Origin of the sequence: Rathayibacter sp. VKM Ac-2762 (assembly GCF_009866585.1) — a bacterium.
GTDB lineage: Bacteria > Actinomycetota > Actinomycetes > Actinomycetales > Microbacteriaceae > Rathayibacter.
Map to the genome: position 1 here is coordinate 2,025,179 of NZ_CP047419.1, position 26,334 is coordinate 2,051,512.

Consider the following 26,334-nt stretch of genomic DNA (forward strand, 5'->3'; position numbering starts at 1 on the left):
CTCCCCCGGCCTGGCGCGCCCCGCTCGCGGCGTCGGTGGTCGACGGTACTGTCGAAGACACGTTCGAACGAGCGGCGGTGTCGGGGGTCCCCCGTAGCGTCGCGCTCGTCCCCCTCCTCCGCCCCGAAAGGACCTCATGGCCTCCTCGAAGACGCGCACCGCCCCGTACCGCTGCTCGGAGTGCGGGTGGACGACCGCGAAGTGGGTCGGCCGCTGCGGCGAGTGCCAGCAGTGGGGCTCCGTGATCGAGAGCACCGAGCGCACCGGCCTCGTCCGCGCGGTCGCCGCTGTGGCTCCGGCCGCCGGCCGCATCGCGCGGCCCATCACCGAGATCGAGACCACGTCGGCGGCGCACCGCCCCACCGGCGTGGGCGAGCTCGACCGCGTGCTCGGCGGCGGGATCGTCTCCGGTGCGGTCGTGCTGCTCTCGGGAGAGCCCGGCGTGGGCAAGTCGACCCTCCTGCTCGAGGTCGCGAGCCGCGCCGCGGCCGAGGGCCAGCGGGTCCTCTACGTCAGCGCGGAGGAGTCGGCCGCGCAGGTGCGCATGCGGGCCGAGCGCACCGGCGCGATGCACGACAGCCTCTTCCTCGCGGCCGAGACCGACCTCGCCACCGTGCTCGGCCAGATCGACGAGGTCCGACCGGACCTGCTCATCGTCGACTCGGTGCAGACGGTCGCGAGCGACACCGTCGACGGCCTGCCCGGCGGTCCCAGCCAGGTCCGCGAGGTCGCCGCGACCCTCATCCGCGTCTGCAAGGAGCGGGCGCTCCCCCTCGTGCTCGTCGGACACGTCACGAAGGACGGCTCCATCGCGGGGCCGCGCCTGCTCGAGCACCTGGTCGACGTGGTCTGCCACTTCGAGGGCGACCGGCAGACGGCGCTGCGCTTCGTCCGCTCGCTCAAGAACCGCTTCGGCCCGACGGACGAGGTCGGCTGCTTCGAGATGACCTCCGAGGGCATCGCCGAGATCCCCGACCCGAGCGGTCTGTTCCTCAGCCGCACCCGCTTCCCCACCCCGGGCATCTGCGTCACGGTCGCGATGGAGGGACGCCGCGCGCTCCCCGTCGAGATCCAGGCGCTCGTGATCGCGAACGACGGCGAGCACCCCCGCCGCGTCACGAACGGAGTCGACGCGTCCCGGGTCGCGATGATCCTCGCGGTCCTCGAGCGGCAGGCGGGCATCCCCCTGCGGCGCTGCGACGTCTACGTGTCGACTGTCGGCGGCGTGAAGCTCATGGAGCCGGCGGCGGACCTAGCGATCGCGGTCGCCATCGCCTCCGCCCACGCCTACACGCCGCTGCGGCCCGGGATCGCCGCGTTCGGCGAGATCAGCCTCTCGGGAGACATCCGGCCCGCCTCCGGAGCGAAGCAGCGCGCCTCCGAAGCGACACGACTCGGGCACTCCTCGCACCTCGACTCCAGCGCCTTCACCCTCTCGAGCGCGATCACCCACGCGCTCGTCCCCGTTCCCGAGCGCATCCGTCCGGAGCGGGTCCCCACGCACTGACGGCTGCGTCCCCGGCCCGCTGCACAGGCACTCGTCCACCGCTCGGAGCCGCGGGCGCCCCCGTCCACCGCATCGTCGAGGATCGCCGCCGGAGGCGAACGCCGGCTCCGAGAGCACTACCCGACAGCTCCGCCCGACCACGCACGCGTCCGCTCCGCCGCGGCCGCCCGTCGCAGCCTGCCCCTAGACGCCGCCTCCGCCGCCGCCCCCGCCGCCCCCACCCGAGCTGCCGCCGCCGCCCGCGCCGCCGCTCGAGGAGCTCGACGAGGATCCGACGTAGCTCGACGTCGACGACGAGAACGAGGACACGCTGCCGGCGAAGCCCGCCGCGTGGAAGCCGTTCGGTCCGGAGTACCAGACCGGCTCCTCGCCGGTGCGCTCGTAGGCCGACGCGAGCTCCGCCGACCACTCCTTCTCGAGACCGAAGAGCACGGCCCACGGCAGCAGGCGCTCCGTCACCTCGACCACCTCGACCGGTCCGACCGTGCGCCGGTCCGCCCCGCGGGGCGACTGCAGCATCGCGATCCGGTCGGCCTCGGCCAGGCGGATGTACAGCTCGAGCCCGCGCAGATGGTCGCGCAGCTCCGCGCCCGCGGCCGTCAGCGGCACCCTCGAGACCAGGATCGTCCCGACGACGGCCGCGACGATCGCGACGAGCATCAGCACGAGCGGGAGCGCTCCGCCGAAGGAGCGGGTCATCAGGAGGATCGCGCCCAGGAAGGCGGCCATGACACCCAGCAGCAGCGGGACGATCACGAGCACGCTGCCGCCGATCGTCCCGGCCTTCTTCAGTCCCGCCTCGGTCACCCGGTTGCCCAGCGCGGTCTGGAACTGTCCGACGGCCTTGCCGAACTCCTTGTCCTTGCCCGAGAGCTCACGCACCGTCCCCGGCGCCCGGCCGAGGGCGATGTCGAGGAACTCGCGGTCGTCGGAGGCGAGGGGCCGCGGGCGTCCCGCGCGTCGCGTCGGCGTCGTCGCAGGGTCGAGCACCCGCACGGCGTACTCCTGCTTCCGCCCCTCCCCCGTCTCCTCGATGCGCACGAGACCGCGGACGGCGGCGTCCAGGAGTCCGGCCGCGGGGGCCTTCGACGTCTTCCGCAGCAGCGCGGCGGAGAGGAACAGCCCCTCCGCGGGCGGGTCGTACTCGGCGACGACGGTCGGGCGGCCGGGAGCGTCGCGGAGCACGGTCCGGCGGCGGTGCACGGCGAGCGCGAGGCCGATCAGGACCGCGGCGAGGCCGCCCAGCTGCACCCAGGACCAGCCGGAGGCGAGGTAGCGGTCGTCGCGCGGCGTGAAGGTCCCGGGAGCGAAGCCGATCGCCACGGTCACGTTCTCCCCCGGAGCCAGCGACTCCCCCGATGCCGTGACGACCGCGCCGTCGCGGCCGATCGGACAGGGCGTCGTCGAGCCCTCCGGTCCCCGGTAGCAGCTGACAGTCCCCGTCGCGGCGGAGGCCAGCGACCCGGCGAGCTCGACGCGCACGTCGTAGCGGTCGAAGGACTGGCGCCAGCCCGTACCGTTGACGTCCCAGTAGAACTCGTCCTCACCGCTGCGCGTGCCGGATCCAGGCAGGGTCGTGTTGTGCTGCGTGTAGGTGAAGACGTAGGTCTGCCTGCCGCTGACGAACTCGTCCGCCGCGCTGGTGACCAGGAGGAAGCCGTCCTCGCGCTCGGTGTCGACCGGCCGCGCCGCCCCGTCGCCGTCGGTGACGGACACCAGGTCGACGTCGGTCGGGTGCCCCTCGTAGTCGAGCGGGATCGCGCGCTGCATGCCGCGGTTCTGCGACGGCGGGAACTCGGCGACGAAGGTCTCGACAGTGGTCAGCGTCGAGCGGCCCTCCTCGTCGCGGTCGAGACGGAAGTCGGCCGAGTACTCCGAGAACCGGAAGCCGTCCACATCCGCGCGCACGACACCCGCGACGGGCTGCGCACCCGCGACGGGCTGCGGAGCCGCGACGGGCTGCGGAGCCGCCACAGCCTGCGCCGCCGCTCCGCCGACCAGCAGCGGGACCGCGAGGGCGACGGCCGCCGCGCGCCGCGCGACCACCCCCGCCCGGCCGGTCGAGGCGGACAGGATCGTGCCGAGCAGCCCCCACATGCCTGCGATGCTACGCGCCGACGCACGCCCGGCACGTCCCCCGGGCGGACTACTGGAGCAGGAACTGCGTGGGCGAGCCCGAGGGGATGCCGGCGACCGACACCGACAGGTTGTAGGCGGCGCCGCCCGCCTCGACCGCCTCGCGTCCGCCGGAGCAGGTGTCGGCGGAGGAGCGGGTGCGGTCCCACGTCAGCGCGCTGCCCATCACCGAGCGGCCCGCCTGGAGGAGCACCGGCAGATCGGCCGCGCCGGTCTGGCAGTCCGTGGAGGTCCAGATCTGCTCGGAGCCGCTCGTGATCGTGAAGACCTGCTTGCTCGTGCCCGCGTCGATCACGCAGTCGGTGCTCGAGATGTTGGCCAGCGAGAGCGAGAGCTGCGGATCCTCGCCGGGCGCGTAGCTCGTGGCGTCCGTGACCGCGGTGACGGCGACGGAGTCGGCCGAGCAGGCGGGTGCGGCGCCGGGCGTCGCACCGGGCGAGGTGGTCGGGTAGAGCGTCGGCAGCACGACGGTCGGCGTGGGGCTCGACGCGGCGTCGGAGCCGGTCATCCGCGGGAGCAGCGACAGCACCACCGCCAGGCCCGCGACGATGACGACCAGCGCGAGCAGCACTCCGGCGCGGCGTCGCCGGTAGACCCGGGAGGGCAGGCGGCGGGGCGGCGGAGTCACCGGGACAGGCTACGACGTGGCGGCGGTCAGAGCGTCTTCAGCATGCGGGTGTTGCCGAGCGTGTTCGGCTTCACCCGGGCGAGGTCGAGGAACTCGGCGACTCCCTCGTCGGGAGAGCGGAGCAGCTCGGCGTAGACCTCGGGGTCGACGACCTTCTCACCGATCGGCTCGAAGCCGTGGCGGGCGAAGAAGTCGACCTCGAAGGTGAGGCAGAACAGGCGCTTCAGGCCGAGCTCGCGCGCGTCGTTCTCGAGGCGCTCCAGGATGTGGTGGCCCACACCCCTCCCGAGCCAGTCCTGCGCGACCGCGAGGGTGCGCACCTCCGCGATGTCGTCCCACATCACATGCAGCGCACCGCAGCCGATCGCCGTCCCGTGGCCGTCCTCGGCGATGCGGAACTCCTGCACGGCGCCGTAGAGCACCACGCGGTCCTTGCCCAGGAGGATGCGCTCGTTCACGAGCGGCTCGCTGAGCTCCTGGATGAAGGGGACATCGCTCGTGCGCGCGCGGCGCACCGGGTACTTCCAATCGGCCATTCGACAAGCCTAGGCCGCACCGGGCGCGGGATCCTGCGAGCAGGCGCCCACCCCCGGACGACGACGTGCCCGCCCCCTCGCGAGAGGGGACGGGCACGGGGTCGTTCGGCAGCCTGCTACGACATCAGGTCGGGCGTCGCCGGGCCGGCCGTGGCCGCTCCGGTGGACGCGCCGGCGCTGATCGAGATCAGGCGCGGGGTCGTGGTGAAGACGAACCTGTTGTCGGCGAAGTCCACGTGGATGTGGTCTCCGGCGCCGAGCTCGCCGTGCAGGATCCGCTCGGACAGCTGGTCCTCGATCTCGCGCTGGATCGCCCGGCGCAGGGGGCGCGCACCGAGGGCCGGGTCGAATCCGACCTCGATCAGGCGCTCCTTGGCCGGCTGCGTCAGCTCCACCGTCATGTCGCGGTCGAGCAGGCGGTCGCCCAGGCGCTTGATGAAGAGGTCGACGATCTGGAGCAGCTCGGGCTTCGACAGCTGCGGGAAGACGATGACGTCGTCCACGCGGTTGAGGAACTCGGGCTTGAAGTGCTTCTTGAGCTCCTCGTTGACCTTGCCGCGCATGCGGTCGTAGCCGGTGGCGTTGTCGCCCTCGATCTGGAAACCGACGGGACCACCGGCGATGTCACGAGCACCGAGGTTGGTGGTCATGATGATGACGGTGTTCTTGAAGTCGACGACACGGCCCTGGCCGTCGGTCAGTCGACCCTCCTCCAGGATCTGGAGGAGCGAGTTGAAGATGTCCGGGTGCGCCTTCTCGATCTCGTCGAAGAGGACCACGCTGAACGGCTTGCGGCGCACCTTCTCGGTGAGCTGGCCGCCCTCCTCGAAGCCGACGAACCCGGGAGGGGCGCCGAACAGCCGCGAGACGGTGTGCTTCTCGCCGTACTCCGACATGTCGAGCGAGATCATCGCGTTCTCGTCGTCGAAGAGGAACTCGGCGAGCGCCTTGGCCAGCTCGGTCTTCCCGACGCCCGTGGGGCCGGCGAAGATGAACGAGCCCGAGGGGCGCTTGGGGTCCTTGAGGCCCGCGCGGGTGCGGCGGATCGTCCGCGAGAGGGCCGCGATGGCCTCCTCCTGGCCGATGACGCGCTGGTGCAGGGCCTTCTCCATGAAGACGAGCCGCGAGGACTCCTCCTCGGTGAGCTTGAAGACCGGGATGCCTGTCGCCTGGGCGAGGACCTCGGCGATCAGGCCCTCGTCGACCACGCCGGTGGCCTTGACGTCGCCCGACTTCCACTGCTTCTCGAGGCGCAGGCGCTCACCGAGCAGCTGCTTCTCCTCGTCGCGCAGCGACGCGGCCTTCTCGAAGTCCTGGTCCTCGATCGCGGCCTCCTTGGCGGAGCGGACCACGGCGATGCGGTCGTCGAAGTCGCGCAGCTCCGGCGGCGCAGAGAGGATCGAGAGGCGCAGGCGTGCGCCGGCCTCGTCGATCAGGTCGATCGCCTTGTCGGGGAGGAAGCGGTCGCTGATGTAGCGGTCTGCCAGATTGGCCGCCGAGACGATCGCGCCGTCGGTGATGGACACCTTGTGGTGCGCCTCGTAGCGGTCGCGCAGCCCCTTGAGGATGTTGATCGTGTGGGGCAGCGACGGCTCCGCGACCTGGATCGGCTGGAAGCGGCGCTCGAGAGCGGCGTCCTTCTCGAAGTGCTTGCGGTACTCGTCGAGCGTGGTCGCGCCGATGGTCTGCAGCTCGCCGCGGGCGAGCAGCGGCTTGAGGATCGAGGCGGCGTCGATCGCGCCCTCAGCGGCCCCTGCGCCGACGAGGGTGTGGATCTCGTCGATGAAGGTGATGATGTCGCCGCGGGTGCGGATCTCCTTCGTGACCTTCTTGAGGCGCTCCTCGAAGTCACCGCGGTAGCGGGACCCGGCGATGAGCGAGCCGAGGTCGAGCGTGTAGAGCTGCTTGTCCTTCAGCGTCTCGGGCACGTCGCCGCGCACGATCGCCTGGGCGAGGCCCTCGACGACGGCGGTCTTGCCGACGCCGGGCTCGCCGATCAGGACGGGGTTGTTCTTGGAGCGGCGGGAGAGGATCTGCATGACCCGCTCGATCTCCTTCTCGCGCCCGATGACCGGGTCGAGCTTGTTGTCGCGCGCCGCCTGGGTGAGGTTGCGTCCGAACTGGTCGAGGATCTGCGATCCCCCCTGAGGCTGCTGCTGCTCACCGCCCACGGCGACCTGCTCCTTGCCCTGGTAGCCGGAGAGCAGCTGGATGACCTGCTGGCGCACGCGGTTCAGGTCGGCACCGAGCTTGACCAGCACCTGAGCGGCGACGCCCTCGCCCTCGCGGATGAGGCCGAGCAGGATGTGCTCGGTCCCGATGTAGTTGTGGCCGAGCTGCAGCGCTTCGCGCAGGGACAGCTCGAGGACCTTCTTCGCCCGAGGCGTGAAGGGGATGTGGCCGGTCGGCTGCTGCTGCCCCTGGCCGATGATGTCCTGCACCTGCTCGCGCACAGCGTCGAGCGAGATCCCGAGGGACTCGAGCGCCTTGGCGGCCACTCCCTCGCCCTCGTGGATCAGGCCGAGCAGGATGTGCTCCGTGCCGATGTAGTTGTGATTGAGCATCTTGGCCTCTTCCTGGGCCAGGACGACGACGCGCCGCGCGCGATCGGTGAATCTCTCGAACATGCTGTCACTCCCTACAGAACCCGCAGGGGTGGGCTCCGATACGTCGACTGTAACCAGCGCTCCCCCCGGTGAGCAGGCCTGTTCGCCCTGGGCGTGCACGCGATCCGGAGGGGTGCGGGCGACGGTCCCGTCCACCGGTCCATGCGAAGGCATACACTTCCCGCATGAGCAACCTGGAGGAGCATCCCGACGAGCTCCCCGTCGCCGCGGAGCCGGTCCCTCGCGAGTCCGGCGCGGTCGAGATCCTGGAGGCGCGGCTCGTCCCGCTCGGCGGTCCGCGCGCGATCGAGGTGCGCCGCACCCTCCCCCAGCGCTCGCGCTCGACCATCGGCGCATGGTGCTTCGCTGACCACTACGGCCCGGTGCGGCTCGGCGAGGAGGCCGGGATGGACGTCCCGCCGCACCCGCACACCGGCCTGCAGACCGTGAGCTGGCTCTTCGAGGGCGAGATCGAGCACCGCGACAGCGTTGGCAGCCTCGCCGTGGTGCGCCCGGGCGAGCTCAACCTGATGACGGCCGGACGCGGCATCTCGCACTCGGAGGTCTCGACCGGGGGCGCGCCCGTCCTGCACGGGGTGCAGCTCTGGGTCGCGCTGCCCGAGGAGGCGCGGCTCGTCGATCCGTTCTTCGAGCACCACCGCGGCGTGCCCGTGGAGCTGCCCGGCGCGCTGGTGCGCGTCTTCGTCGGAGGGATGCTGGGCGCGTCGGTGCCCGCGAGCACCTTCACTCCGCTGGTCGCCGCCCAGATCGACCTCGAGCCGGGTGCCCGGGTCGAGCTGCCGGTCGAGGAGTCGTGGGAGTACGGCGTGCTCGTCGACGCCGGCCCCGTGGCGGTCGAGGGTGCGGACGTCCCGCGCTCGGACCTCGCCTACCTGACGCCCGGCCGCTCGCACCTGGTGCTGACCGCCGGGGACGCGGGAGCCCGCGTGGTGCTGCTCGGCGGCGAGCCGTTCGCCGAGGAGCTGGTGATGTGGTGGAACTTCGTCGGCCGCAGCCACGACGACGTGGCGGCCGCCCGCGAGCGCTGGCAGTCCGACGTGATCGCCCGGGCGGATCCCGCGGGACCGTTCGGCACCGTCGACGGGTACGGCGGACGCGCGCTCCCCGCGCCCGTGCTGCCGACCGTGCGCCTCAAGCCGCGCCGCCGGGCCTGAGCCGAGACCGTCAGGGCGAGGCGCTCCGAGGCGGGGCCCACGACTCGGGAGCGCGGGAGTCGCGATGATCCCGCTCGACCACCGCGACTCCCGCGCTCTCACCGGCGCGTCAGGACGCGTCCGACTCCTTCTTCGCGGCGGCCTTCGCTGCTGCCTCGCGGTCGGTGGCCTCGGCCGTCTCGCGGAAGGCGCGGCGAGGATCCTGCAGCGCGCTCATCGGCGAGAGGTCGCGCGGAGTGACGGCGTCGACGAGCCAGCCCGTGATGATCCGCCACTTGCGGTCCAGGGTCGGCATCGCCGCTCCGTGGTAGGCGCGGTGCGCGAGCCATGCGGGGAGGCCGCGCAGCTTCACGCCCTTGATCAGGCCCGCGCCCTTGCCGATGCCGTACTCGGCGACGGTCCCGACTGAGGCGTGCCGGTACTCCTCCACTGTGCCTCCGGTGAGGTCGGCGATGATGTTGCGCGCCAGGAGCTTGGCCTGCCGAACCGCGTTCTGCGCGTTCGGCGGGTAGTACGCGGGCTGCTTCTCGCTGGTGAGGTCCGGCACCTGCGCGCCGTCGCCGGCCGCCCAGGCGCCGCCCACCGGCTCGCCGTCCTCGCGGATGACCCGCAGGCGCGCATCCGCCATGACGTGGCCCTTCGGCCCGCGGGGCGCGTCGGTCGCGTCGAGGATCGGGTTCGGCTTCACGCCGGCGGTCCACACGATCGTGGCCGTCGGGATGCGCTCGCCCGAGGAGAGCTCCACGACGCCGTCCTCGCAGGAGGGCATCGTCGTCTTCAGGTGCACGTGCACGCCGCGCGAGCGGAGGTGGTCGAGCGTCCACTTCGAGAGCTCGGGACCGACCTCGGGGGCGACCCGGTCCAGTGCCTCGACGAGGTGCCAGGTGACGTCGCCCATCGAGAGGGAGGGCTGCGCGGCGAGGGTCTTGCGGCTGAGGTCGAGCAGCTCGCTCAGCGCCTCGACGCCGGTGTAGCCGCCACCGACGAAGACGAAGGTGAGCAGGCGCCGGCGCTCGGCGGGATCGGTGGTGAGCGCCGCCTTCGCGATGTTCTCGATGACGCGGTCGCGCAGGTGCGCCGCCTCCTCCACCGTCTTGAAGCCGATGCCGTGCTCGGCGAGGCCCGGCGTGGGGAACGTGCGGGTGACGGCTCCGAGCGCGAAGACGACCTGGTCGAACTCGATCGTGCGAGTGGAGCCGTCCATCGCGGCGACGGTGGCGCTGCGCTCGGCGAGGCTCACGCCGGTGATCGCGCCGCGGATCACGCGGGTGCGCTTGAGCGCGGAGACCAGCGGCACCGTGACGTGGCGCGGCTGGACGTGCCCGCCGGCGACCTCGGGCAGCAGCGGCTGGTAGGTCATGTAGGGGTTCGGCTCGACGACGGTGACGTCGATCGGCGCCTCCCCCCGTCTCTTCTCGAGGCCCCAGGCCGTGTACAGGCCGACGTAGCCGCCGCCGAGGATGAGGATGCGCGTCGTACGGGATGCCGTCATGTCCGTTCCCTTCTCGAACCCGGCGCCGGGCAGGCGGAACCGGATGGTGCTGAGGACGCTCCGACGCTACGCGGGGCGCGGCGGCCCGCACAGGGCCTTGCGCGACGAGCCGGGGCCGCGCATCCTCCGCCGGCGGGCGGACGGGAGCCGCGCTACTGCAGCGCCGAGGTGAGCCGCGCCAGGTTGTCGAGCAGGGTCGAGCGGAGCGGCTGCTGCCGCCACTCGCGGAGGGTCAGCTCGCGGGAGTGCTCGCGGTAGTCCTGCTGCACCTGGCGCAGGTCCTCGACGAACTCCGCGCCGCGCACCATCAGCGAGACCTCGAGGTTGAGCGTGAAGGAGCGCATGTCCATGTTGCTCGAGCCGATCACGGCGACGTCGTCGTCGATCGTGAAGTGCTTCGCGTGCAGGATGGTCGGCTTGCGGTACATCCAGATGCGCACGCCCGCGGTCAGCAGCGTCTCGTAGTACGAGCGCTGGGCGTGGTAGACCACGGCCTGGTCGCCGATCTCGGAGACGAAGAGCTCCACGTGCACGCCCCGCCGGGTCGCCGTCGTGATCGCGTAGAGCATCGCCTCGTCGGGCACGAAGTACGGGCTGGTGATGATGATCGACTTCTGCGCCGAGTAGAGCAGCGTCAGGAACAGGCGCAGGTTGTTCTCGCCCTCGAACCCCGGCCCGCTCGGCACCACCTGGCAGTCGATGGTGTCGCGCTGCTGCAGCGCCTCCATCGGCTCCGACTCCCGCAGGAGCAGCTCGTCGGTCTCGCTGTACCAGTCGGTGATGAAGATGGCGTTGATGCCCTGCACCACCGGCCCCTCGAGGCGCACCATCAGGTCGTGCCAGTGCAGGCCGCGGCGGATGTTGCCGCGCTTGTTGTAGCTGGAGTCGACGACGTTCTGCGAGCCCATGAAGGCCGCGTTGCCGTCGACGATCAGCAGCTTGCGGTGGTTGCGCAAATCCGGCCGCTGGTACTGCCCGCGCCACGGCCGCACGGGGAGCATGTACGACCACGAGGCGCCCGCCCGCTCGAGGACGCGCAGCCGGCGATGGGTGCCGCTGTAGTAGCCGGGCACGCGGATCGACGCGATGTGGTCGAGGAGGATCCGCACCCGCACCCCGCGGGCCACCGCGCGGTCGAGCGCGTCGAAGAAGGGCGCGGTGGTCGAGTCGGCGGCGAGGATGTAGAACTCGCAGTGCACGTACCGGCGGGCGCGGTCGATCTCGGCGGCCATCGCGCGGATGGTCTGCTCGTAGTCGCCCTGGAGGCGCGCGTCGTTCCCGCCGACCAGCGGCATCGCGCCGAGGTTGCGGTTGAGGGTGACCACCGACTCCAGCCACTGCGGCCACGGGTGCTCCCGGGCGACGCGGTCGATGCCGTCGGTCGACTCCAGGATGAACCGGTTGATCTCCTGCTGCTTCCGGCGGCGCTTGCGCGGCAGCCGGTAGCTCCCGATGAAGAGGAACAGCAGGATGCCGACGTACGGGATCAGGAAGATCGCCATCAGCCAGGCGAGACCGGTGGTCGGACGGCGGTTCCGCGGCACGACGATCACGGCGATCACGCGGACCACGAGCTCGACGACGACGGCCGCGATCGGGAGGATCACGGCCCAGTCGGGTGCGGGCACCGCGCCTCCTCGTTCGTCGTGCGGAGCCGCTCAGCGGGCGCGGGAGGCACCCGCGCGGCGGCGGTGGTCAGGAGGCGTCGCGGGGAGGCAGGCCGCGGCGCTCGCGCTCGCGGGCCTCGATGCGGTCGTACGCGCGGCGCTCGTTGCGGTCCGAGCGGATGAGGGCGCGCATCACGAACCAGAAGATGGCTCCGACCGTGATCGTCGGCACGAGGGCCCACAGCCCCTGGTTCCACAGCTCCCAGTCCATGCGGCGATCCTACCCGCGGCACCGGCGCGGGAGCCGTGAGCCCGGGGGCCCGTGCGCCCAGCGGCCTTCGCGGGCGCTGGGCGCTACTGGCTCTCGACCGACTTGTTCAGCGCCGCGGCGTCGGAGTTGAGGCCCTCCAGCTCCGAGCGCAGGCCGTCGTACACGGCGATGTCCGCGTCGATGGCGGCGCGGGTGGCGTCGACGGCCTGGCTGCGGGCGAGCAGATCGGCGCGCTCCGCCTCGAACTCGGCCGTCGATCCGAAGTCGCCGCTGTCGGCGCGCGAGTTGAAGTCGTCGATCTCGACGTTGAGCGCGTCGTACTCGGCGTTGTTCGCGTCGACTCGCGCCGTGAGGTCGGCGTACATCGTCTCGATCCGGGAGACCAGGTCCTCGATGCGGTTCTCGAGATCGGTGAAGACCGCCTCGTAGCGGGCGTTCAGGCCCACGACGACGGAGCGGTCGTCGAAGAACTCGGCGTAGTGCGCCTCGAGCGCCGGCGGCAGGTCGGCCACCTCGGTCCCCAGGATCGAGTGCAGCTCGTTGACGCGCTCGCCGAGGCCGCCGGTGCGGTACAGCTCGAGGCGCTCGGCGATCGTGCCGTCCTGAGGGAGGGTCTCGTACGCGGCCTCGAGCTCGTCGCCCAGCTCGGCCTGCTCCTCCGCGTCGAGCCGCACCCACGCGGCGTGCAGCATCTCGTGGGCCGCCGTCACGTCGCGGATCCCGTCGAGGTCGGGATTGGCGACGTCCGAGATGTAGATGCTGGTGCCGGTGTAGCAGCCGAGGACGATGTCGTCGGAGGCGCCGTAGCCGCAGAGGTCGTTGAAGCCGGCGGTCGGCTCGACCGACGGGCTCGACGCGTAGTAGAGGGCGCGGCCGCGGTCGGACATGGCGGTCCGCTCCGCGAAGCCGGCGATCGTGGGGTCGGGCGTGAACGCCTCGACCGCCCGCCGGTCGGCCAGCGCGGTGCCGACGTCGCCGGAGGAGGTGAGGACGCTCGCGGCGACCGCGGTCCCCACTCCGAACTGCGCGATCGTGAGGACGCCCGCCGCGACGGCCGCGACGATGCTCGATGCCCTGACCATGTCTCCCCCTCGGCTCCTGCGACCCTACTTGACGAGCGGGAACAGGATCGTCTCGCGGATCCCGAGGCCGGTGATCGCCATCAGGAGGCGGTCGATGCCCATGCCCATGCCGCCGGTGGGGGGCATGCCGTGCTCGAGGGCGCGGAGGAAGTCCTCGTCCAGGCGCATCGCCTCGTCGTCGCCGGCGGCGGCCTGGCGGGCCTGCTCGACGAAGCGCTCGCGCTGCACGACCGGGTCGATCAGCTCGGAGTAGCCGGTGGCCAGCTCGAAGCCGCGGACGTAGAGGTCCCACTTCTCGACGACGCCCGGGATGCTGCGGTGCGCGCGCACGAGCGGCGAGGTGTCGACGGGGAAGTCCATCACGAAGGTCGGACGCGTCAGGCCGCCCTTCACGAAGTGCTCCCACAGCTCCTCGACGTACTTGCCGTGCGTGGGGACGTGCACCTCGACGCCCTCGCGCGCGGCGAGGGTCTCGAGCTCGGCGAGCTCCGTCTCCGGCGTGATCGCGATGCCGGCCGCGAGCGACAGGCTCTCGTACATCGAGATGCGGTCCCACCGGCCGCCGAGGTCGAACTCGGTGCCGTCGGCCCAGGTGACCACGTGCGAGCCCGCGACGGCCTGCGCCGCGTTCTGGATCAGCTCCTGGGTGAGGTCGGCGATCGAGTTGTAGTCGCCGTACGCCTGGTAGGCCTCGAGCATCGCGAACTCGGGCGAGTGGGTGGAGTCGGCGCCCTCGTTGCGGAAGTTGCGGTTGATCTCGAAGACCCGGTCGATGCCGCCGACGACCGCCCGCTTGAGGTAGAGCTCGGGCGCGATGCGCAGGTACAGCTCGGTGTCGAAGGCGTTCGAGTGCGTGGCGAAGGGGCGGGCGGAGGCGCCGCCGTGCATCACCTGCAGCATCGGGGTCTCGACCTCGAGGAACTCGTGCGAGGCGAAGGTGTCGCGGAGGGAGGCGTTCACGCGGGCGCGGGTGACGACCGTCTCGCGGGCCTGGGGGCGCACGATCAGGTCGAGGTAGCGCTGGCGCATCCGGGTCTCGTCGCCGAGCTCGTTGTGCAGGTTCGGCAGCGGCAGGATCGCCTTCGCGGCGATCGTCCACTCCGACACCCACACGCTCAGCTCGCCGCGCTTGCTCGAGACGACCTCGCCCTCGACGAAGAGGTGGTCGCCCAGGTCGACGAGCTCCTTCCACGCCGCGAGCGACTCCTCGCCCACGTCGCCCAGCGAGACCATGGCCTGGATCCGCTCGCCGTCGCCGGCCTGCAGGGTCGCGAAGCAGAGCTTGCCCGTGTTGCGCTGGAACACTACGCGGCCCGCGAGGCCGACGCGCTCGCCGGTCTTCACGTCCGGCTCGATGCCCTCGTGGCGCGCCCGGACGGCCGCGATGGTGTCGGTGACTCCGACCGCGACGGGGTAGGCGCCGGCGCCGAGGTCGTCGCCCGCGAGCTCGAGCAGGCGCTCGCGCTTGGCGAGGCGGACGGCCTTCTGCTCGGAGGCCTCCTGCTGCGCGGCCCGCTCGGCGGCGGCCTGCTCGGAGTCGGACTGCTCGGCGGCGGGGGTCGTGGACTCGGGGACGTCGGGGGTGTCGGCCATGAGGGGTCGCGGTGCTTTCGGTTCGGGGCGGACGGCCGCGATCAGGCGAGCAGGATCGGGGCGTTGTCGAGGAGGCGGGTGGTGCCGACGATCGCGGCGACGAGCACGAGTGCCGGGCCGCGGTGGTCGGCGTCGACCGGGAGGAGCGTCGCGGGATCCACGACGACGAGGTAGTCCAGCTTAACGAGCGGCTCGGCGTGCGCGACGGCCTCGGCGGCCTCGATCGCCGCGGCGGCACCGCGGTCCGCGGCTTCCGCGGCGGCCGCGAGGAGGCGCGGCAGCACGAAACCCGCGCGGCGCTGCTCCTCGTCGAGGTAGCGGTTGCGGCTGGAGCGGGCGAGCCCGTCCTCCTCCCGCACGATGCCGACGCCCTCGATCTCCACGGGCAGGTCGAGGTCGCGGACCATGCGGCGCACGAGGAACAGCTGCTGCGCGTCCTTCTGCCCGAAGACCGCGACGTCCGGCTGGGCGATGCTCAGGAGCTTGGCGACGACGGTGAGCATCCCGTCGAAGTGGCCCGGCCGCGCGCGCCCCTCGTAGAGGCCGCCGACCTCCCCCGCGACGACCCTCGTGGAGGACGGCCCGTCGGGGTACATCTCGGCGACTCCCGGAGCGAAGAGGAGGTCGGCCCCGGCCGCGTCGAGCAGGGCGGTGTCGCCCTCGAGGTCGCGCGGATAGCGGTCCAGGTCCTCGGTCGGACCGAACTGCAGCGGATTCACGAACACCGACACGACGACGACGTCGGCCAGCTCGCGCGCCCGCTCGACGAGGGCGAGGTGCCCGGCGTGCAGGGCGCCCATCGTCGGCACGAGCGCGATGCGCCGACCGGCCCGCCGCGCCTCCTGCAGCCGCTCGCGGAGGTCGCCGATGCGGTGGACGGTGCTGATCACCCGACGATGCTACCGGCGGGCCCGCGACCAACGGGGCCCTCGGCACGGAGACGCCGTGCTCCTCCGCGAGGCACCGCCTCCCGAGCGGCGTCCCACCCGGGGAGCGGCGTCTCGAGCGGCGCCGCCCGTCAGCCCGCCGCGCGGCGCAGGGCGTCGTCGACGGAGGAGCGGACGAGACTGGAGAGGAAGAAGCCCGGCTTCTCGACGCCGATGCCCGCCAGCAGGCCCGCCGCCTGGTCGACGATCGCGGTCGAGAAGGTCGTGGCGGTCGAGACGGCCTCCGCGTAGGCGGCGCGGTCCGACTCCGCCACGGTCACCGGCTCCCCGCCCATCTCGACCACCAGCGCCTGCGCGATCGGCAGCACCGGGCCCGGTGCCGACACGGCGAAGTAGGTCTCGGCGAGGCGCGCCAGGTCGAGGCTGGTGCCGCTGAAGGCCATCGCCGGGTGGACTGCCAGGGGGATGACCCCGGAGGCGAGCGCCGGAGCGAGCACCCCGTAGCCGTGCTCAGGCGCCGTGTGCAGCACCAGCTGGCCGGGCTGCCACGCTCCGGTCGCGGCGAGCCCCGCGACCAGGGCGGCGATCTCGCTCCCGGGGACGGCGACGATCACCAGCTCGCTGCGCTCGACGAGCTCGGGGATCGCGAGCACGGGGACTCCGGGGAGCAGCGCATCGGCGCGCTCGCGGCCGCTCTCGCTGGTGGTGGCGATACCGATCACGGCGTGGCCGGCCCCGGCGAGCGCGGCACCGAGCACCGGGCCCACGCGTCCGGCACCGATCACGCCGACGCCCAGGCGTCCGTCGCGGCGGTTCTCAGGCATGCGGTTCCCCCTCCGGAGCGGGCCAGTCGGGCAGGGCGGGTGCGGCCGCTCGCCGCCCCCACTGGTGGCTCGCGTCACGGTCGGCGGCCCGCACTCCGGCCGCCGCGAGGCTCTCGAAGAAGGCGAGTCCGTCGGCTGCGCTCATCACCGGCACGAGCGGAGTGACGGGGCCGGCCACCGTGTGCACGCGCGCCGAGGCCAGCCCGAGCAGGCGCTGGAGCGGTCCCTGCTGGACCCCGACGCTCTGCATCCGCGCCAGGGGCACCACGGCGACCCGCCGCCAGACCGCTCCGCTGCGCAGGATCGCGACCTCGTCCGTCAGCCGGTACCCGGTCCTCCGGAACGAGAAGGGGCGGAGCCACACCGCCGAGCGCGGCGCCCGGGTGAAACCGGCCGCGTCGCGGTGCCGGAGCGCGTCGCCGACGGGCGTCGACTCCGCTCCCTCGGCCGGTCCGGGCAGCAGGAGGGCGAGGACGCGCTCGACGGCGGCGAGGTCGCCCACGGGCAGGATCGTGGTGTTCGGCTCGCCGTTCGCCCCGCGGGAGGCCGCGTGGCCGGCGCGGTCGATCCGCACCTGCCACCAGCCGAACGGGCGCCAGAGCAGCGGCTGCGTGATCTCGACGGCATGGATCCGGCCGGGCGGGATCGTGTCGCTGCTGGTCGAGAGCACGCCGTAGCCGACCCGCACTCCGTCGGGCGTCGCGGCGATCGAGTACCGGAGCGAGCGCACGAACTGGCGGACGTAGTAGCTGCCCGAGCCGATCAGGCCCGGCAGGATCGCGAAGAGCACGTAGGGCGAGCCGTAGACGGCGACGAACACCACGGCGACGACCGAGGCGGCCAGGAACAGCGTGAAGCCGCTGAAGACGAGCGAGCCGAGGAGCCGGCCCGGCGGGATCGAGACGACCGACTCGGGCGGCGTCTCGTCCTGAGGCTCGCCGAACTCCTCCAGCCGGCGCGCCAGGAACCCGCCCGCCGGAGCCGCACCGTCGACCGTCGCCTCCCGCTCGCGCACCCCGGAGGCGAGCCGCAGGATGTCGCGGCGCAGGGCGTCCACCAGCCGCGAGCCGAGGTACGACAGCTGGACGTTCGCGTCCTGCCCGGCCACGCTCACCTCGAGCTTCGCGGCCCCGAACAGCCGCGCGAACAGCGGACGCTGCACCGCGATGCCCTGGATGCGGTCCAGCCGCGCCCGCCGGTTGGTCCGGAAGAGCACGCCGGAGCGCACCTCGACGAGCTCGTCCGTGATGCGGAAGGTGTGCATCCGCCAGGACAGCCAGAACGCGAAGACGGCGACCGCCAGGCCCACCGCGACCGCCAGCAGCGCCCAGCCGACGAGACCGCGGCGCAGCAGCTCGTCGACCGGATCGCCGCTCTCGTACCCCTCAGGCCCGGGCAGGAACAGCTCGACCAGGCGCTCGCGGAGGTTCGTGATCACGATGCCGAGGACGACCAGCAGGCCGATCCCGCCCTTGAGGACCGGGGTCGCGGGATGGAGGCGGTGCCACTCCCCGTCGGCGAGGTCCGTCTCGACGGCGCGGAGCTCGGTCACAGGCCGGCCCGGCGCGACTCGGCGAGCTCGACCAGGCGGTCGCGGAGCTCCTCCGCGTCCTGCTCGGCCAGGCCCGGGATGCTGACGCCGGTCGCCGCGGCGGCGGTGACGAAGCGGAGGTCGGCGAGGCCGAGCGCCCGGGCGAGCGGCCCGCGGTTGACGTCGATGAGCTGCATCCGCCCGTACGGCACCGACACGAAGCGCTGGAACATGATGCCGCGGCGGAAGAGGAGGTCGTCCTGGCGCAGGAGGTAGCCGTAGGCGCGCGCACGGCGCGGGGCCACGATCAGGAGGGTCACCGCGAGGGCGGCCGCGGCGGCCATCGGGATCCAGCCCCACGGCAGGCCGATCAGCATCAGCACCACGGGCACGGCGAGCAGCAGCACGCTCGACACGATGGCCGACACGACCTCGACCGCGACGTACCGGGGCGAGACGCGGCGCCACTCCCCCGTGATGTCGAGGCGGTCCCGCCGGCGTCCCCTCGCGTCGCGGCGGGTCGTCGGCGACGCGTCCTCGGGCTCGGCGGGCATGGCGTCGTCCTCACTGCCCGCGGCGGTCCGGGCGTCGGCGTCAGGCGTGGTTCACCTCGCCGACGGCGCTGTCGTCGTCGTCGCTCGGCGGGATGGTGCACAGGTGCTCGGCGACCAGGCCGGCCACCAGCAGGACGAGCGCACCCACGATGGTCGCGACGTCCTGCCACACGGAGCCTAGCGAAGGGATCGCACGGCTCAGCAGGTACACCAGGATGCCGCCGGAGGCTCCGAGCAGCAGAGCACCGACGTGGCTGGACGCCTTCGCCAGCACCACGACGCGCATCGCCCGGAACGGATCGATGGGCCGGCGCAGCGTGCCCTTCGTGGCGCGGTGGATCGGGACGGCGAAGCCGAGCACGAGGGCCGCGACCACGATCAGGGTCAGCGGAACCGTCAGCGGCGGGATGAGCACGGGGCGGCCGGCGGCGGCGATCGCGAGGTCGAGGAGGAACCCCGCGACGGCCCCGGCGAGGCCGAGTCCGAGCAGGGTGCTGATGCGGGTGCGCCTCACGGGGTCCTGCTCTCGGGGTCGGCGGTGGTGCCGCGGGCGGAGTCGCTCCCCGGCCAGGTCAGCCCGGCCGGGTGGTCGGTCACGCGGTCGGTCGCCCGTGCGCGCAGCTCGGCCACGGGTCCGGCCCCGGGAAGGACCGCCGCCGGCTCGACGTCGAGCCACGGCTCGAGCACGAACGCCCGCTCGGCCGCCCGCGGGTGCGGGAGGGTCAGGTGCGCGTCGTCGCGGAGCACGCCGCCGACCGCGATCACGTCGATGTCGAGGGTCCGGTCGCCCCAGCGCTCCTCGCCCTCGCCGCGGATCCGGCCGCCGGCCGATTCGATCGCCGCCGTCGCCGCGAGCAGGTCGTCGGGCTCGAGGACGGTCGAGCCGGTCACGACCGCGTTGAGGTACCCGGGCGCGTCCTCGTCGACGCCCTCGGGCTTCCACGCGGGCGACTCCACGACCTTGGACACCGCCTCGATGCGCAGGCCCGGCGTCGTGGCGAGGGCCCGCAGCGCCTCCTCGAGGTGCGCCTGGCGGTCGCCGAGGTTGCTGCCGAGGGCGAGCACGACGTGGCGCACCGGGCGGACGCGCTCCTGCCGCGGCCTCACGAGCGGGTCCTCGTGATCTGCACGGCGACGTCCTCGAACGGCAGCGGGATCGGCGCGTCCGGCTTGTGGACGGTGATGCGGACGACGTCGGCGGCGGCGAAGCCCAGGGCCACCCGGGCGAGGCGCTCGGCCAGGGTCTCGATGAGGTCGACCGGGTCGCGGGTCACCGCGTCGGCCAGGGCGATCGCGAGCTCGCCGTAGTGCACCGTCTCGGCCAGCGCGTCGCCCTCGGCGGCCGGCGCGGTGTCGAGCCAGACCGTCGCGTCGATCACGAAGTCCTGGCCGTTCTCGCGCTCGAAGTCGAAAACGCCGTGGTGCGCGCGCACGCGCAGCCCGGTGAGGGTGATGGAGTCGCGCACGGCCAGGGCGGCGGGGTCGATCGCGGTCACGGGGTCTCCTCCTGGAGTCGGGCGGCGAGGGCCAGGGCGCGGGCGGACGAGCGGACGTCGTGGACCCGGACGCCCCAGGCGCCGTGCCCGGCGGCGACGAGGCTCAGCATGGCGGAGACCTCGTCGCGCTCGGCGGCCGGGGCGCCGGCGGGGGCGAACGGAGCGAGGAACCGCTTGCGCGAGTGGCCGACCAGGACCGGGAAGCCCAGCGAGACGATCGCGTCGAGCCCGGCCAGCAGCGCCCAGTCGTGCGCGCCGACCTTCGCGAAGCCGAGGCCGGGGTCGAGCAGGAGGCGGTCGTCCCGGATCCCGGCCTCACGGGCGGCGTCGACGCGGCGCTCGAGCTCGCCGCGGACGTCCGCCACCACGTCGCCGTAGGACGCGAGAGCGGTCATGCCCGCGCTGTGCCCGCGCCAGTGCATCGCGATGTAGACGGCGCCGCGCTCGGCGACGAGCGGGAGCATCCGCGGATCGGCGAGGCCGCCGGAGACGTCGTTGACGACGACGGCGCCGGCGTCCAGGGCGGCCTCCGCCGTGGCGGCGCTCATCGTGTCGATGCTGACGCGCACCCCCTCCGCGGCGAGGGCGCGGACGACGGGCAGCACGCGGCCCTGCTCGGCGGCGGAGTCGACGCGCGCCGCACCGGGGCGGGTGCTCTCGCCGCCGACGTCGACCAGGTCCGCGCCGAACGCGGCGGGTCCGTCCCCGGCGGGCCGGGTCAGGTCGAGGCCGTGACGGACGGCGTCGTCGACGGACAGCCAGCGGCCGCCGTCGCTGAACGAGTCCGGAGTGACGTTGAGGATCCCGAGGAGCGCGGCGCGGCCGGTCGGCGTGAGGTCGGCGACGGTGGTGGCCACGTCACTCCCCCCGCGCGGCGCCGATCAGCGCGATGATCTCGGCGCGGGCGGCCGGGTCGGCGAGGGAGCCGCGGGCGGCGACCGTCACGGTCGAGCTCGCGGTCTGGCGCGGCCCGCGCATCCGCACGCAGCCGTGCTCGGCGTCGACCACGACGAGCACGCCCTCGGGAGCGAGGCCCTGCTCGAGCGCGTCGGCGATCTGCTCGGTCATCCGCTCCTGGATCTGCGGTCGCGAGGCGACCGTCTCGACCACGCGCGGCAGCCGGCCGAGGCCGACGACCCGCTCGCGCGGCCGGTAGGCGATGTGCGCGACGCCGAGGAACGGCAGGAGGTGGTGCTCGCAGACGGAGCGGAAGGCGAGGTCGCGCACGACCACCGTCTGGTCGAGCGGCGACTCCTGGCCGCCCTCGACCACCGCGAACGTCTCGGTCAGCTGGGCCGGGGCGTCGTCGTCGAACCCGCCGAAGAACTCCTCGTACGCCTCGGCGAACCGCCGCGGCGTGTCGAGGAGTCCCTCGCGGCCCGGGTCGTCCCCGATGGCCGCGAGGATCTCGGCGACGGCCGCCTCGATGCGCGCCTTGTCGACGGGCACGCGCGCGCTACGCCGTCGCGGGGCGCGGGTTGATCAGCGGCGGGCGCTTCGGCGCGACCTCGTCGGCACCGGCGGAGGAGACTCCCCCGTCGGTCGCACCCGAGTCGATCGGCGCCTTGGCGACCGGGACCGCGATGGGCGGCAGGTCGGACAGGGGGCGCTTGTCGCTCGAGAGCCACTGCGGGCGCTCGTCGATGCGGCGGACGTCCTTGAAGATCTCGGCCAGCTGGTCGTGGTCGAGCGTCTCCTTCTCGAGCAGCTCCATCGCGAGGCGGTCGAGGATGTCGCGGTTGTCGTTGATGACCTGCCACGCCTCGTCGTGCGCCTGCTCGATGAGCTGGCGCGTCTCGGCGTCGACCGTCTCGGCGATCTGCTCGGAGTAGTCGCGCTGGTGGCCCATGTCGCGGCCGAGGAACATCTCGCCCGACGACTGGCCGAGCTTGACCGCTCCGACGTTCGCGGACATGCCGTAGTCGGTGACCATCTTGCGGGCGATGGAGGTCGCCTTCTCGATGTCGTTCGACGCTCCGGTGGTGGGGTCGTGGAAGACGATCTCCTCCGCGACGCGGCCGCCCATCGCGTACGTGAGCTGGTCGAGGAGCTCGTTGCGGGTCGTGGAGTACTTGTCCTCCAGCGGGAGCACCATCGTGTAGCCGAGGGCGCGACCGCGCGGAAGGATCGTGACCTTGGTCACGGGGTCGGTGTGGCGCATCGCCGCCGCCGCCAGAGCGTGTCCGCCCTCGTGGTAGGCGGTGATCAGCTTCTCCTTGTCGCGCATGACCCGCGTGCGGCGCTGCGGCCCCGCGATGACGCGGTCGATGGCCTCGTCGAGCGCGCGGTTGTCGATCAGCTGCGCGTTGGAGCGGGCGGTGAGCAGCGCGGCCTCGTTGAGGACGTTGGCCAGGTCGGCGCCGGTGAAGCCCGGGGTCTTGCGGGCGACGACCTCGAGGTCGACGCCGCCGGCGAGCGGCTTGCCGCGGCCGTGGACCTCGAGGATCCGCTTGCGGCCGAGCAGGTCGGGGGCGTCGACGCCGATCTGGCGGTCGAAGCGGCCCGGACGCAGCAGTGCGGGGTCGAGGATGTCGGGGCGGTTCGTCGCCGCGATCAGGATGACGTTCGTCTTGACGTCGAAGCCGTCCATCTCGACCAGCAGCTGGTTGAGGGTCTGCTCGCGCTCGTCGTGACCGCCGCCCATGCCGGCGCCGCGGTGGCGGCCGACGGCGTCGATCTCATCGACGAAGATGATGGCCGGCGAGTTCTCCTTCGCCTGCTGGAACAGGTCGCGGACACGGCTCGCGCCGACGCCGACGAACATCTCGACGAAGTCCGATCCGGAGATGGAGTAGAAGGGGACGCCCGCCTCGCCCGCGACCGCGCGCGCCAGCAGGGTCTTGCCGGTGCCGGGGGGGCCGTAGAGCAGGACGCCCTTCGGGATGCGGGCGCCGACGGCCTGGAACTTCGCGGGCTCCTTGAGGAACTCCTTGATCTCGTGCAGCTCCTCGATCGCCTCGTCGGCGCCGGCGACATCGCCGAACGTGACTTTGGGCGACTCCTTCGAGACGAGCTTCGCCTTCGACTTGCCGAACTGCATGACGCGGTTGCCGCCGCCCTGCATGCCCGAGAGCATCAGCCAGAAGAACGCGCCGATCAGCAGGATGGGGAGCAGGAAGCCGAGAGCCGAGAGGAACCAGTTGGTCTGCGGGACCTCGTCGTTGTAGCCGGTGCTGCCGAGATCGGCCGCGGACACCGCGTCGACGACCTCCGCGCCGCGAGGGGCCACGTAGTAGAACTGCACCTGCGTGCCGTTGTCGCCGTCGGCCTGCTTGAGCGTGAGATCGACGCGCTGCTCGCCGTCCACGATCTTCGCCGAGTCGACCTTGCCGTCCTTCAGGAGGTCGAGACCCTCCTGCGTCGTGACCGGCCGGAAGCCGGACATGGTGATCAGCGAGGAGCCGATCCACACCGCGACGATCGCCAGGACGACGTAGAGGATGGGACCCCGGAAGATGCGCTTCACGTTCATGCTTGTTGCGGGTGCGACACCCGGCGCCTTTCTGACGAGGAGATTGTGGCTGCCAGGCTACCTCCCGCACTCTGAGCGCCGCCCACGCGTTCGCCGTGGGCCGAACGGCCGCGGGCTGTGTGGTCCGGCGGGGATGCGGCGGGCCGCATCCCCGCGCGCGGTCGGCTTCGCGACGGGGTGCGTTCCGCAGAGCGGGTGCTGTCGGACTGCCGGGAAACGCTGGCACGCGTTTCCCGGTCCGCGTCCTCTGCCTTGCGGGTGGAGGTCGCGGGGATCGGCGCTTCGGCGGTAGGGACGCGCCGCGAGAGCGCAGGAGTTGTCGCACTCGAGCTCGACAGCGACGACTACTGCGGTCTCGGGAAGGAGGCGAAGGTGTCCGGGCGGGGCGCGCCGCGAGAGCGCAGGAGTTGTCGCACTCGAGCTCGACAGCGACGACTACTGCGGTCTCGGAGGGGGCGAAGGTGTCCGGGCGGGGCGTGCCGCGGCGAGGGGCAGCAGGCGCGGACGGCAGACCGGGCCCGCCCGGCCGGGTCAGGCCGACTCGAGGAGGGGCTCCGGGTCGCGGAGGGCGGGCACGAGGCCGCGGCGGCGGCGGGCGGCGGCCAGCACGGTCACGGCGAGCGCCCCGACCAGCCAGAGCACGAGCACCAGGACCGCGTGCGCGACTCCGATGCTGCCGCCGGCGATCAGCGAGCGGAACGCCTCCACCGTCCAGGTCAGCGGCAGCACGCCGTGGATCGCCTGGAAGAAGGCGGGAGCGGTCTCGACCGGGTAGGTGCCTCCGGCCGAGGACAGCTGCAGCACGATCATCAGCAGCGCCAGGAACCGGCCCGGGGCGTCCAGCAGCGCGATCAGCGCCTGGTTGATCGCCACGAAGGTGAGGCTCGTGAGCACGGCGATCCCGATCAGCCCGGGCAGGTTCGACGCCTCGACGCCCACTCCGAAGCGGATGACGAGCGCTGCCAGGACGCCCTGGGCGACCGCCATCAGCGCGCCGGGCAGGTAGCTGCGCAGCGCGATGACCCAGGCGGGCCGGCGCGCGGCGAGGAGGCGGGAGCTGAGCGGGGCGCTCATCAGGTAGAAGGCGAGCGCGCCGACCCAGAGCGCGAGCGCCATGAAGTAGGGGGCGAGGCCGTAGCCGTAGGACGGCACGCGGTTCATCCGCTCGGCGTCGATCCCGACCGGGGCGGCCGCGACGGTGCTGAGCTCCTGAGCCTGCTCGCCGGTGTAGGTGGGCACGTCGTCCGCGCCGTCCGAGAGCTTCGTGTCGAGGGTGCGCGATCCCGAGGCGAGCGAGTCGATCCCGTCGGCGAGGTCCTGCGAACCGGTGGCCGCGTCGGCCGAGCCGGTCGCGGCGGTCTCGGCGCCGTCCGCGAGGTCCGAGGCGCCCGTCGCGAGGGCGGCCGTCCCGGAGGCGAGGTCGGAGGCGCCGGCGGCCGCGGAGGCGATTCCGCTGGTGAGCGGGCCGACCGCGCCGGAGAGGGTGTCCACTCCGCCGGCGACCTGCGCGGCTCCGCTGTCGAGGGTCGCAGCTCCCTGGGCGAGGGCCTGCGCACCGGTCTGCAGCTTCTGGGCGCCGTCGGCGGCGGCGGTCGCCCCGGTGGACAGAGCGGCGGTGCCGGTCGCGAGGTCGGCGGCTCCGCCCGAGACCGTGGCGGCACCGGCGGCGAGCGCCGTCAGTCCGCTGCCGTCGTCGCCGACGAGCGCGGTCGCACCGGAGGCGAGCGTCTGCGCGCCCGCGTCCGCCGAGGCGGCTCCGCCCGCGAGAGCGGCCGCACCCTGCTCGAGGGCGGTCAGCTCGGCCACGCGCTGGGCGTCGGACAGCGAGTCGTACCGCGAGAGCAGGGAGGCGAGGCCGGAGTCGACGCCGGTCGCCCCGGTGGCGAGTCGCGGAGTGGCGGTCGCGAGCGCTCCCGCGCCGGTCGCGAGCTGCTGGGCTCCTGCGAGGGCCTTCCCCGCTCCGTCGGAGAGGGAGGCGGACCCGGTGGCCAGCGCCTCGGCGCCGGACGCCGCCGAGGCCGCGCCGTCCTTCAGGGTCGACGTCCCCGCGGCGAGGTCGGTGGCGCCCGAGGCGAGCGACGCCGCTCCGCCGTCGAGCTGCTGGGCGCCGTCGGCGACCGTGCGGGCTCCCGTGTCGAGCGCCGCCGCCTGGTCGGGCAGCTGCCCGGTCCCGCTCGCGATCCGCTGGAGTCCCGACGAGAGGTCGGACGCTCCGGAGGCCGCGCTCCCCGCGCCCGAGCGGAGGGAGTCGGCGCCGGTCGCCAGCTGCGCGGTGCCGTCCTGCAGCTGCGCGAGCCCGACGACCAGCTCGGAGGAGCCGGACGCGGCGGTCCCGGCGCCGTCCGCCAGCTGAGCGGCGCCGTCGGCCGCCTGCTCGAGGCTCGAGTGCACGTCGGTGAAGCCGAGGTAGACGTTCTCGAGGTAGGTCGCGCCGACCTTCTCCTCCAGCGTCTTCGTCACGGTGGTGCCGATGGTGGAGGCGATGTTGCCGACGATCAGGTTGGCCGCGTCGTTCGTCTCGATCGACAGCTTCGCCTGCACGGCCGCGGCGGGGTCGTCGCCGCCGACCGAGGCGACGTCGGCCGAGAAGCCGGCCGGCACCGTCAGGACGGCGAGGACGTCGCCGGAGGCGAGCTCGCGGGACGCCTCGTCGGCACCGGTCGCCGTCCAGGCGAAGTCCGAGCCGGACGTGTCGGTGGTGAGCTGCTCGGTCAGGTCGTCGCCGAGGGCGAGCGCGGAGCCGTCCGAGGCGGTCGCGCCGGTGTCCTCGTTGACGATCGCGGCGGGCACCGTGTCGAGGTGGTGCGTGGGATCGAGGTTGGCCGAGGTCAGCAGTCCCGCGTAGATCAGCGGGATGAGCGCGATCGCGGCGAAGACGACGACGAGGCGCGGGTTCACGGCGCGCAGGGCGCGGCGGAGCGGGGAGGTGGTCATGGT

At 73.0% G+C, this 26,334-nt stretch carries 22 protein-coding genes; 2 read left to right on the forward strand and 20 right to left on the reverse strand.

Features of this window, described 5'->3' with window-relative positions; genetic code table 11:
* Window positions 1-136 precede the first annotated feature (136 nt).
* A complete protein-coding gene (radA, locus tag GTU71_RS09595; RefSeq protein ID WP_159939767.1) occupies window positions 137-1,507 on the forward strand; it encodes a DNA repair protein RadA in 1,371 nt (456 codons plus the stop codon).
* Window positions 1,508-1,690: 183 nt separating this feature from the next.
* Here the strand turns inward: radA and GTU71_RS09600 are convergent, their stop codons facing one another.
* From GTU71_RS09600 to GTU71_RS09615, 4 genes are all read right to left on the reverse strand, one after another.
* Complete coding sequence (locus GTU71_RS09600; protein WP_159939769.1) at window positions 1,691-3,604, reverse strand: DUF2207 domain-containing protein; 1,914 nt, start codon at window positions 3,602-3,604, stop codon at window positions 1,691-1,693.
* A 49-nt stretch (window positions 3,605-3,653) separates the two neighbouring features.
* A complete protein-coding gene (locus tag GTU71_RS09605; protein WP_104224088.1) occupies window positions 3,654-4,271 on the reverse strand; it encodes a hypothetical protein in 618 nt (205 codons plus the stop codon).
* A 26-nt stretch (window positions 4,272-4,297) separates the two neighbouring features.
* The gene (locus GTU71_RS09610) at window positions 4,298-4,807 is read right to left on the reverse strand and encodes an amino-acid N-acetyltransferase (RefSeq protein ID WP_104224089.1); all 510 of its coding nucleotides are present in this window, start codon (window positions 4,805-4,807) and stop codon (window positions 4,298-4,300) included.
* A gap of 116 nt (window positions 4,808-4,923) precedes the next feature.
* Entirely contained in the window at window positions 4,924-7,434 is a 2,511-nt protein-coding gene (locus GTU71_RS09615; protein ID WP_104234294.1) for an ATP-dependent Clp protease ATP-binding subunit, read from the reverse strand.
* Between the two features lie 164 nt (window positions 7,435-7,598).
* Between GTU71_RS09615 and GTU71_RS09620 the strand changes: the two genes are divergently transcribed.
* Window positions 7,599-8,588, forward strand: coding sequence for a pirin family protein (locus tag GTU71_RS09620; protein ID WP_159939771.1), 990 nt, complete (start codon window positions 7,599-7,601; stop codon window positions 8,586-8,588).
* Between the two features lie 109 nt (window positions 8,589-8,697).
* Here the strand turns inward: GTU71_RS09620 and GTU71_RS09625 are convergent, their stop codons facing one another.
* The 16 genes from GTU71_RS09625 to GTU71_RS09700 form a co-directional block, all read right to left on the reverse strand.
* Complete coding sequence (locus tag GTU71_RS09625; RefSeq protein WP_104272976.1) at window positions 8,698-10,080, reverse strand: FAD-dependent oxidoreductase; 1,383 nt, start codon at window positions 10,078-10,080, stop codon at window positions 8,698-8,700.
* A gap of 152 nt (window positions 10,081-10,232) precedes the next feature.
* Window positions 10,233-11,708, reverse strand: coding sequence for a cardiolipin synthase (cls, locus tag GTU71_RS09630; RefSeq protein ID WP_159939773.1), 1,476 nt, complete (start codon window positions 11,706-11,708; stop codon window positions 10,233-10,235).
* Between the two features lie 67 nt (window positions 11,709-11,775).
* Entirely contained in the window at window positions 11,776-11,958 is a 183-nt protein-coding gene (locus GTU71_RS09635) for a hypothetical protein (protein ID WP_104224094.1), read from the reverse strand.
* Window positions 11,959-12,041: 83 nt separating this feature from the next.
* Complete coding sequence (locus GTU71_RS09640) at window positions 12,042-13,040, reverse strand: hypothetical protein (protein ID WP_159939775.1); 999 nt, start codon at window positions 13,038-13,040, stop codon at window positions 12,042-12,044.
* Window positions 13,041-13,064: 24 nt separating this feature from the next.
* Entirely contained in the window at window positions 13,065-14,633 is a 1,569-nt protein-coding gene (gene lysS / locus GTU71_RS09645; RefSeq protein ID WP_104224095.1) for a lysine--tRNA ligase, read from the reverse strand.
* 41 nt (window positions 14,634-14,674) lie between these two features.
* Window positions 14,675-15,523, reverse strand: a complete 849-nt coding sequence (gene panC, locus GTU71_RS09650; protein ID WP_159939777.1) for a pantoate--beta-alanine ligase — start codon at window positions 15,521-15,523, stop codon at window positions 14,675-14,677.
* 128 nt (window positions 15,524-15,651) lie between these two features.
* Window positions 15,652-16,344, reverse strand: coding sequence for a DUF2520 domain-containing protein (locus GTU71_RS09655; RefSeq protein WP_104224097.1), 693 nt, complete (start codon window positions 16,342-16,344; stop codon window positions 15,652-15,654).
* A complete protein-coding gene (locus GTU71_RS09660; RefSeq protein WP_104287738.1) occupies window positions 16,337-17,896 on the reverse strand; it encodes a PH domain-containing protein in 1,560 nt (519 codons plus the stop codon). Before GTU71_RS09660 ends, GTU71_RS09655 begins: the two co-directional genes overlap by 8 nt.
* On the reverse strand, window positions 17,893-18,429 hold the full coding sequence (locus GTU71_RS09665) for a PH domain-containing protein (protein ID WP_159939779.1): 537 nt from the start codon (window positions 18,427-18,429) through the stop codon (window positions 17,893-17,895). The genes GTU71_RS09660 and GTU71_RS09665 overlap by 4 nt, the downstream gene beginning before the upstream one ends.
* A gap of 40 nt (window positions 18,430-18,469) precedes the next feature.
* Window positions 18,470-18,943 (reverse strand): DUF3180 domain-containing protein, encoded by a 474-nt coding sequence (locus GTU71_RS09670; RefSeq protein ID WP_104238407.1) that lies wholly within the window; start codon window positions 18,941-18,943, stop codon window positions 18,470-18,472.
* Window positions 18,940-19,536: a 2-amino-4-hydroxy-6-hydroxymethyldihydropteridine diphosphokinase gene (folK, locus tag GTU71_RS09675; protein ID WP_159939781.1), complete on the reverse strand. Its 597-nt coding sequence runs from the start codon at window positions 19,534-19,536 to the stop codon at window positions 18,940-18,942. Before folK ends, GTU71_RS09670 begins: the two co-directional genes overlap by 4 nt.
* Window positions 19,533-19,925: a dihydroneopterin aldolase gene (folB, locus tag GTU71_RS09680; protein ID WP_104347803.1), complete on the reverse strand. Its 393-nt coding sequence runs from the start codon at window positions 19,923-19,925 to the stop codon at window positions 19,533-19,535. Before folB ends, folK begins: the two co-directional genes overlap by 4 nt.
* Window positions 19,922-20,782 (reverse strand): dihydropteroate synthase, encoded by an 861-nt coding sequence (gene folP, locus GTU71_RS09685; protein ID WP_104238405.1) that lies wholly within the window; start codon window positions 20,780-20,782, stop codon window positions 19,922-19,924. The genes folB and folP overlap by 4 nt, the downstream gene beginning before the upstream one ends.
* A gap of 1 nt (window position 20,783) precedes the next feature.
* On the reverse strand, window positions 20,784-21,374 hold the full coding sequence (gene folE / locus GTU71_RS09690; RefSeq protein WP_159939783.1) for a GTP cyclohydrolase I FolE: 591 nt from the start codon (window positions 21,372-21,374) through the stop codon (window positions 20,784-20,786).
* A 7-nt stretch (window positions 21,375-21,381) separates the two neighbouring features.
* Entirely contained in the window at window positions 21,382-23,397 is a 2,016-nt protein-coding gene (ftsH, locus tag GTU71_RS09695; protein ID WP_104224104.1) for an ATP-dependent zinc metalloprotease FtsH, read from the reverse strand.
* 531 nt (window positions 23,398-23,928) lie between these two features.
* Window positions 23,929-26,331: a YhgE/Pip domain-containing protein gene (locus GTU71_RS09700; protein WP_159939785.1), complete on the reverse strand. Its 2,403-nt coding sequence runs from the start codon at window positions 26,329-26,331 to the stop codon at window positions 23,929-23,931.
* Between the last annotated feature and the right edge of the window lie 3 nt (window positions 26,332-26,334).

Excerpts from the sequence above, each read along its gene's own strand:
- radA (WP_159939767.1), top strand. The coding sequence starts at position 137 with ATGGCCTCCTCGAAGACGCGCACCGCCCCGTACCGCTGCTCGGAGTGC.
- GTU71_RS09600 (WP_159939769.1), bottom strand. The coding sequence starts at position 3,604 with ATGTGGGGGCTGCTCGGCACGATCCTGTCCGCCTCGACCGGCCGGGCG.
- GTU71_RS09610 (WP_104224089.1), bottom strand. The coding sequence starts at position 4,807 with ATGGCCGATTGGAAGTACCCGGTGCGCCGCGCGCGCACGAGCGATGTC.
- GTU71_RS09615 (WP_104234294.1), bottom strand. The coding sequence starts at position 7,434 with ATGTTCGAGAGATTCACCGATCGCGCGCGGCGCGTCGTCGTCCTGGCC.
- GTU71_RS09620 (WP_159939771.1), top strand. The coding sequence starts at position 7,599 with ATGAGCAACCTGGAGGAGCATCCCGACGAGCTCCCCGTCGCCGCGGAG.
- GTU71_RS09625 (WP_104272976.1), bottom strand. The coding sequence starts at position 10,080 with ATGACGGCATCCCGTACGACGCGCATCCTCATCCTCGGCGGCGGCTAC.
- GTU71_RS09635 (WP_104224094.1), bottom strand. The coding sequence starts at position 11,958 with ATGGACTGGGAGCTGTGGAACCAGGGGCTGTGGGCCCTCGTGCCGACG.
- GTU71_RS09640 (WP_159939775.1), bottom strand. The coding sequence starts at position 13,040 with ATGGTCAGGGCATCGAGCATCGTCGCGGCCGTCGCGGCGGGCGTCCTC.
- lysS (WP_104224095.1), bottom strand. The coding sequence starts at position 14,633 with ATGGCCGACACCCCCGACGTCCCCGAGTCCACGACCCCCGCCGCCGAG.
- GTU71_RS09655 (WP_104224097.1), bottom strand. The coding sequence starts at position 16,344 with ATGCCTGAGAACCGCCGCGACGGACGCCTGGGCGTCGGCGTGATCGGT.
- GTU71_RS09665 (WP_159939779.1), bottom strand. The coding sequence starts at position 18,429 with ATGCCCGCCGAGCCCGAGGACGCGTCGCCGACGACCCGCCGCGACGCG.
- ftsH (WP_104224104.1), bottom strand. The coding sequence starts at position 23,397 with ATGAACGTGAAGCGCATCTTCCGGGGTCCCATCCTCTACGTCGTCCTG.
- GTU71_RS09700 (WP_159939785.1), bottom strand. The coding sequence starts at position 26,331 with ATGACCACCTCCCCGCTCCGCCGCGCCCTGCGCGCCGTGAACCCGCGC.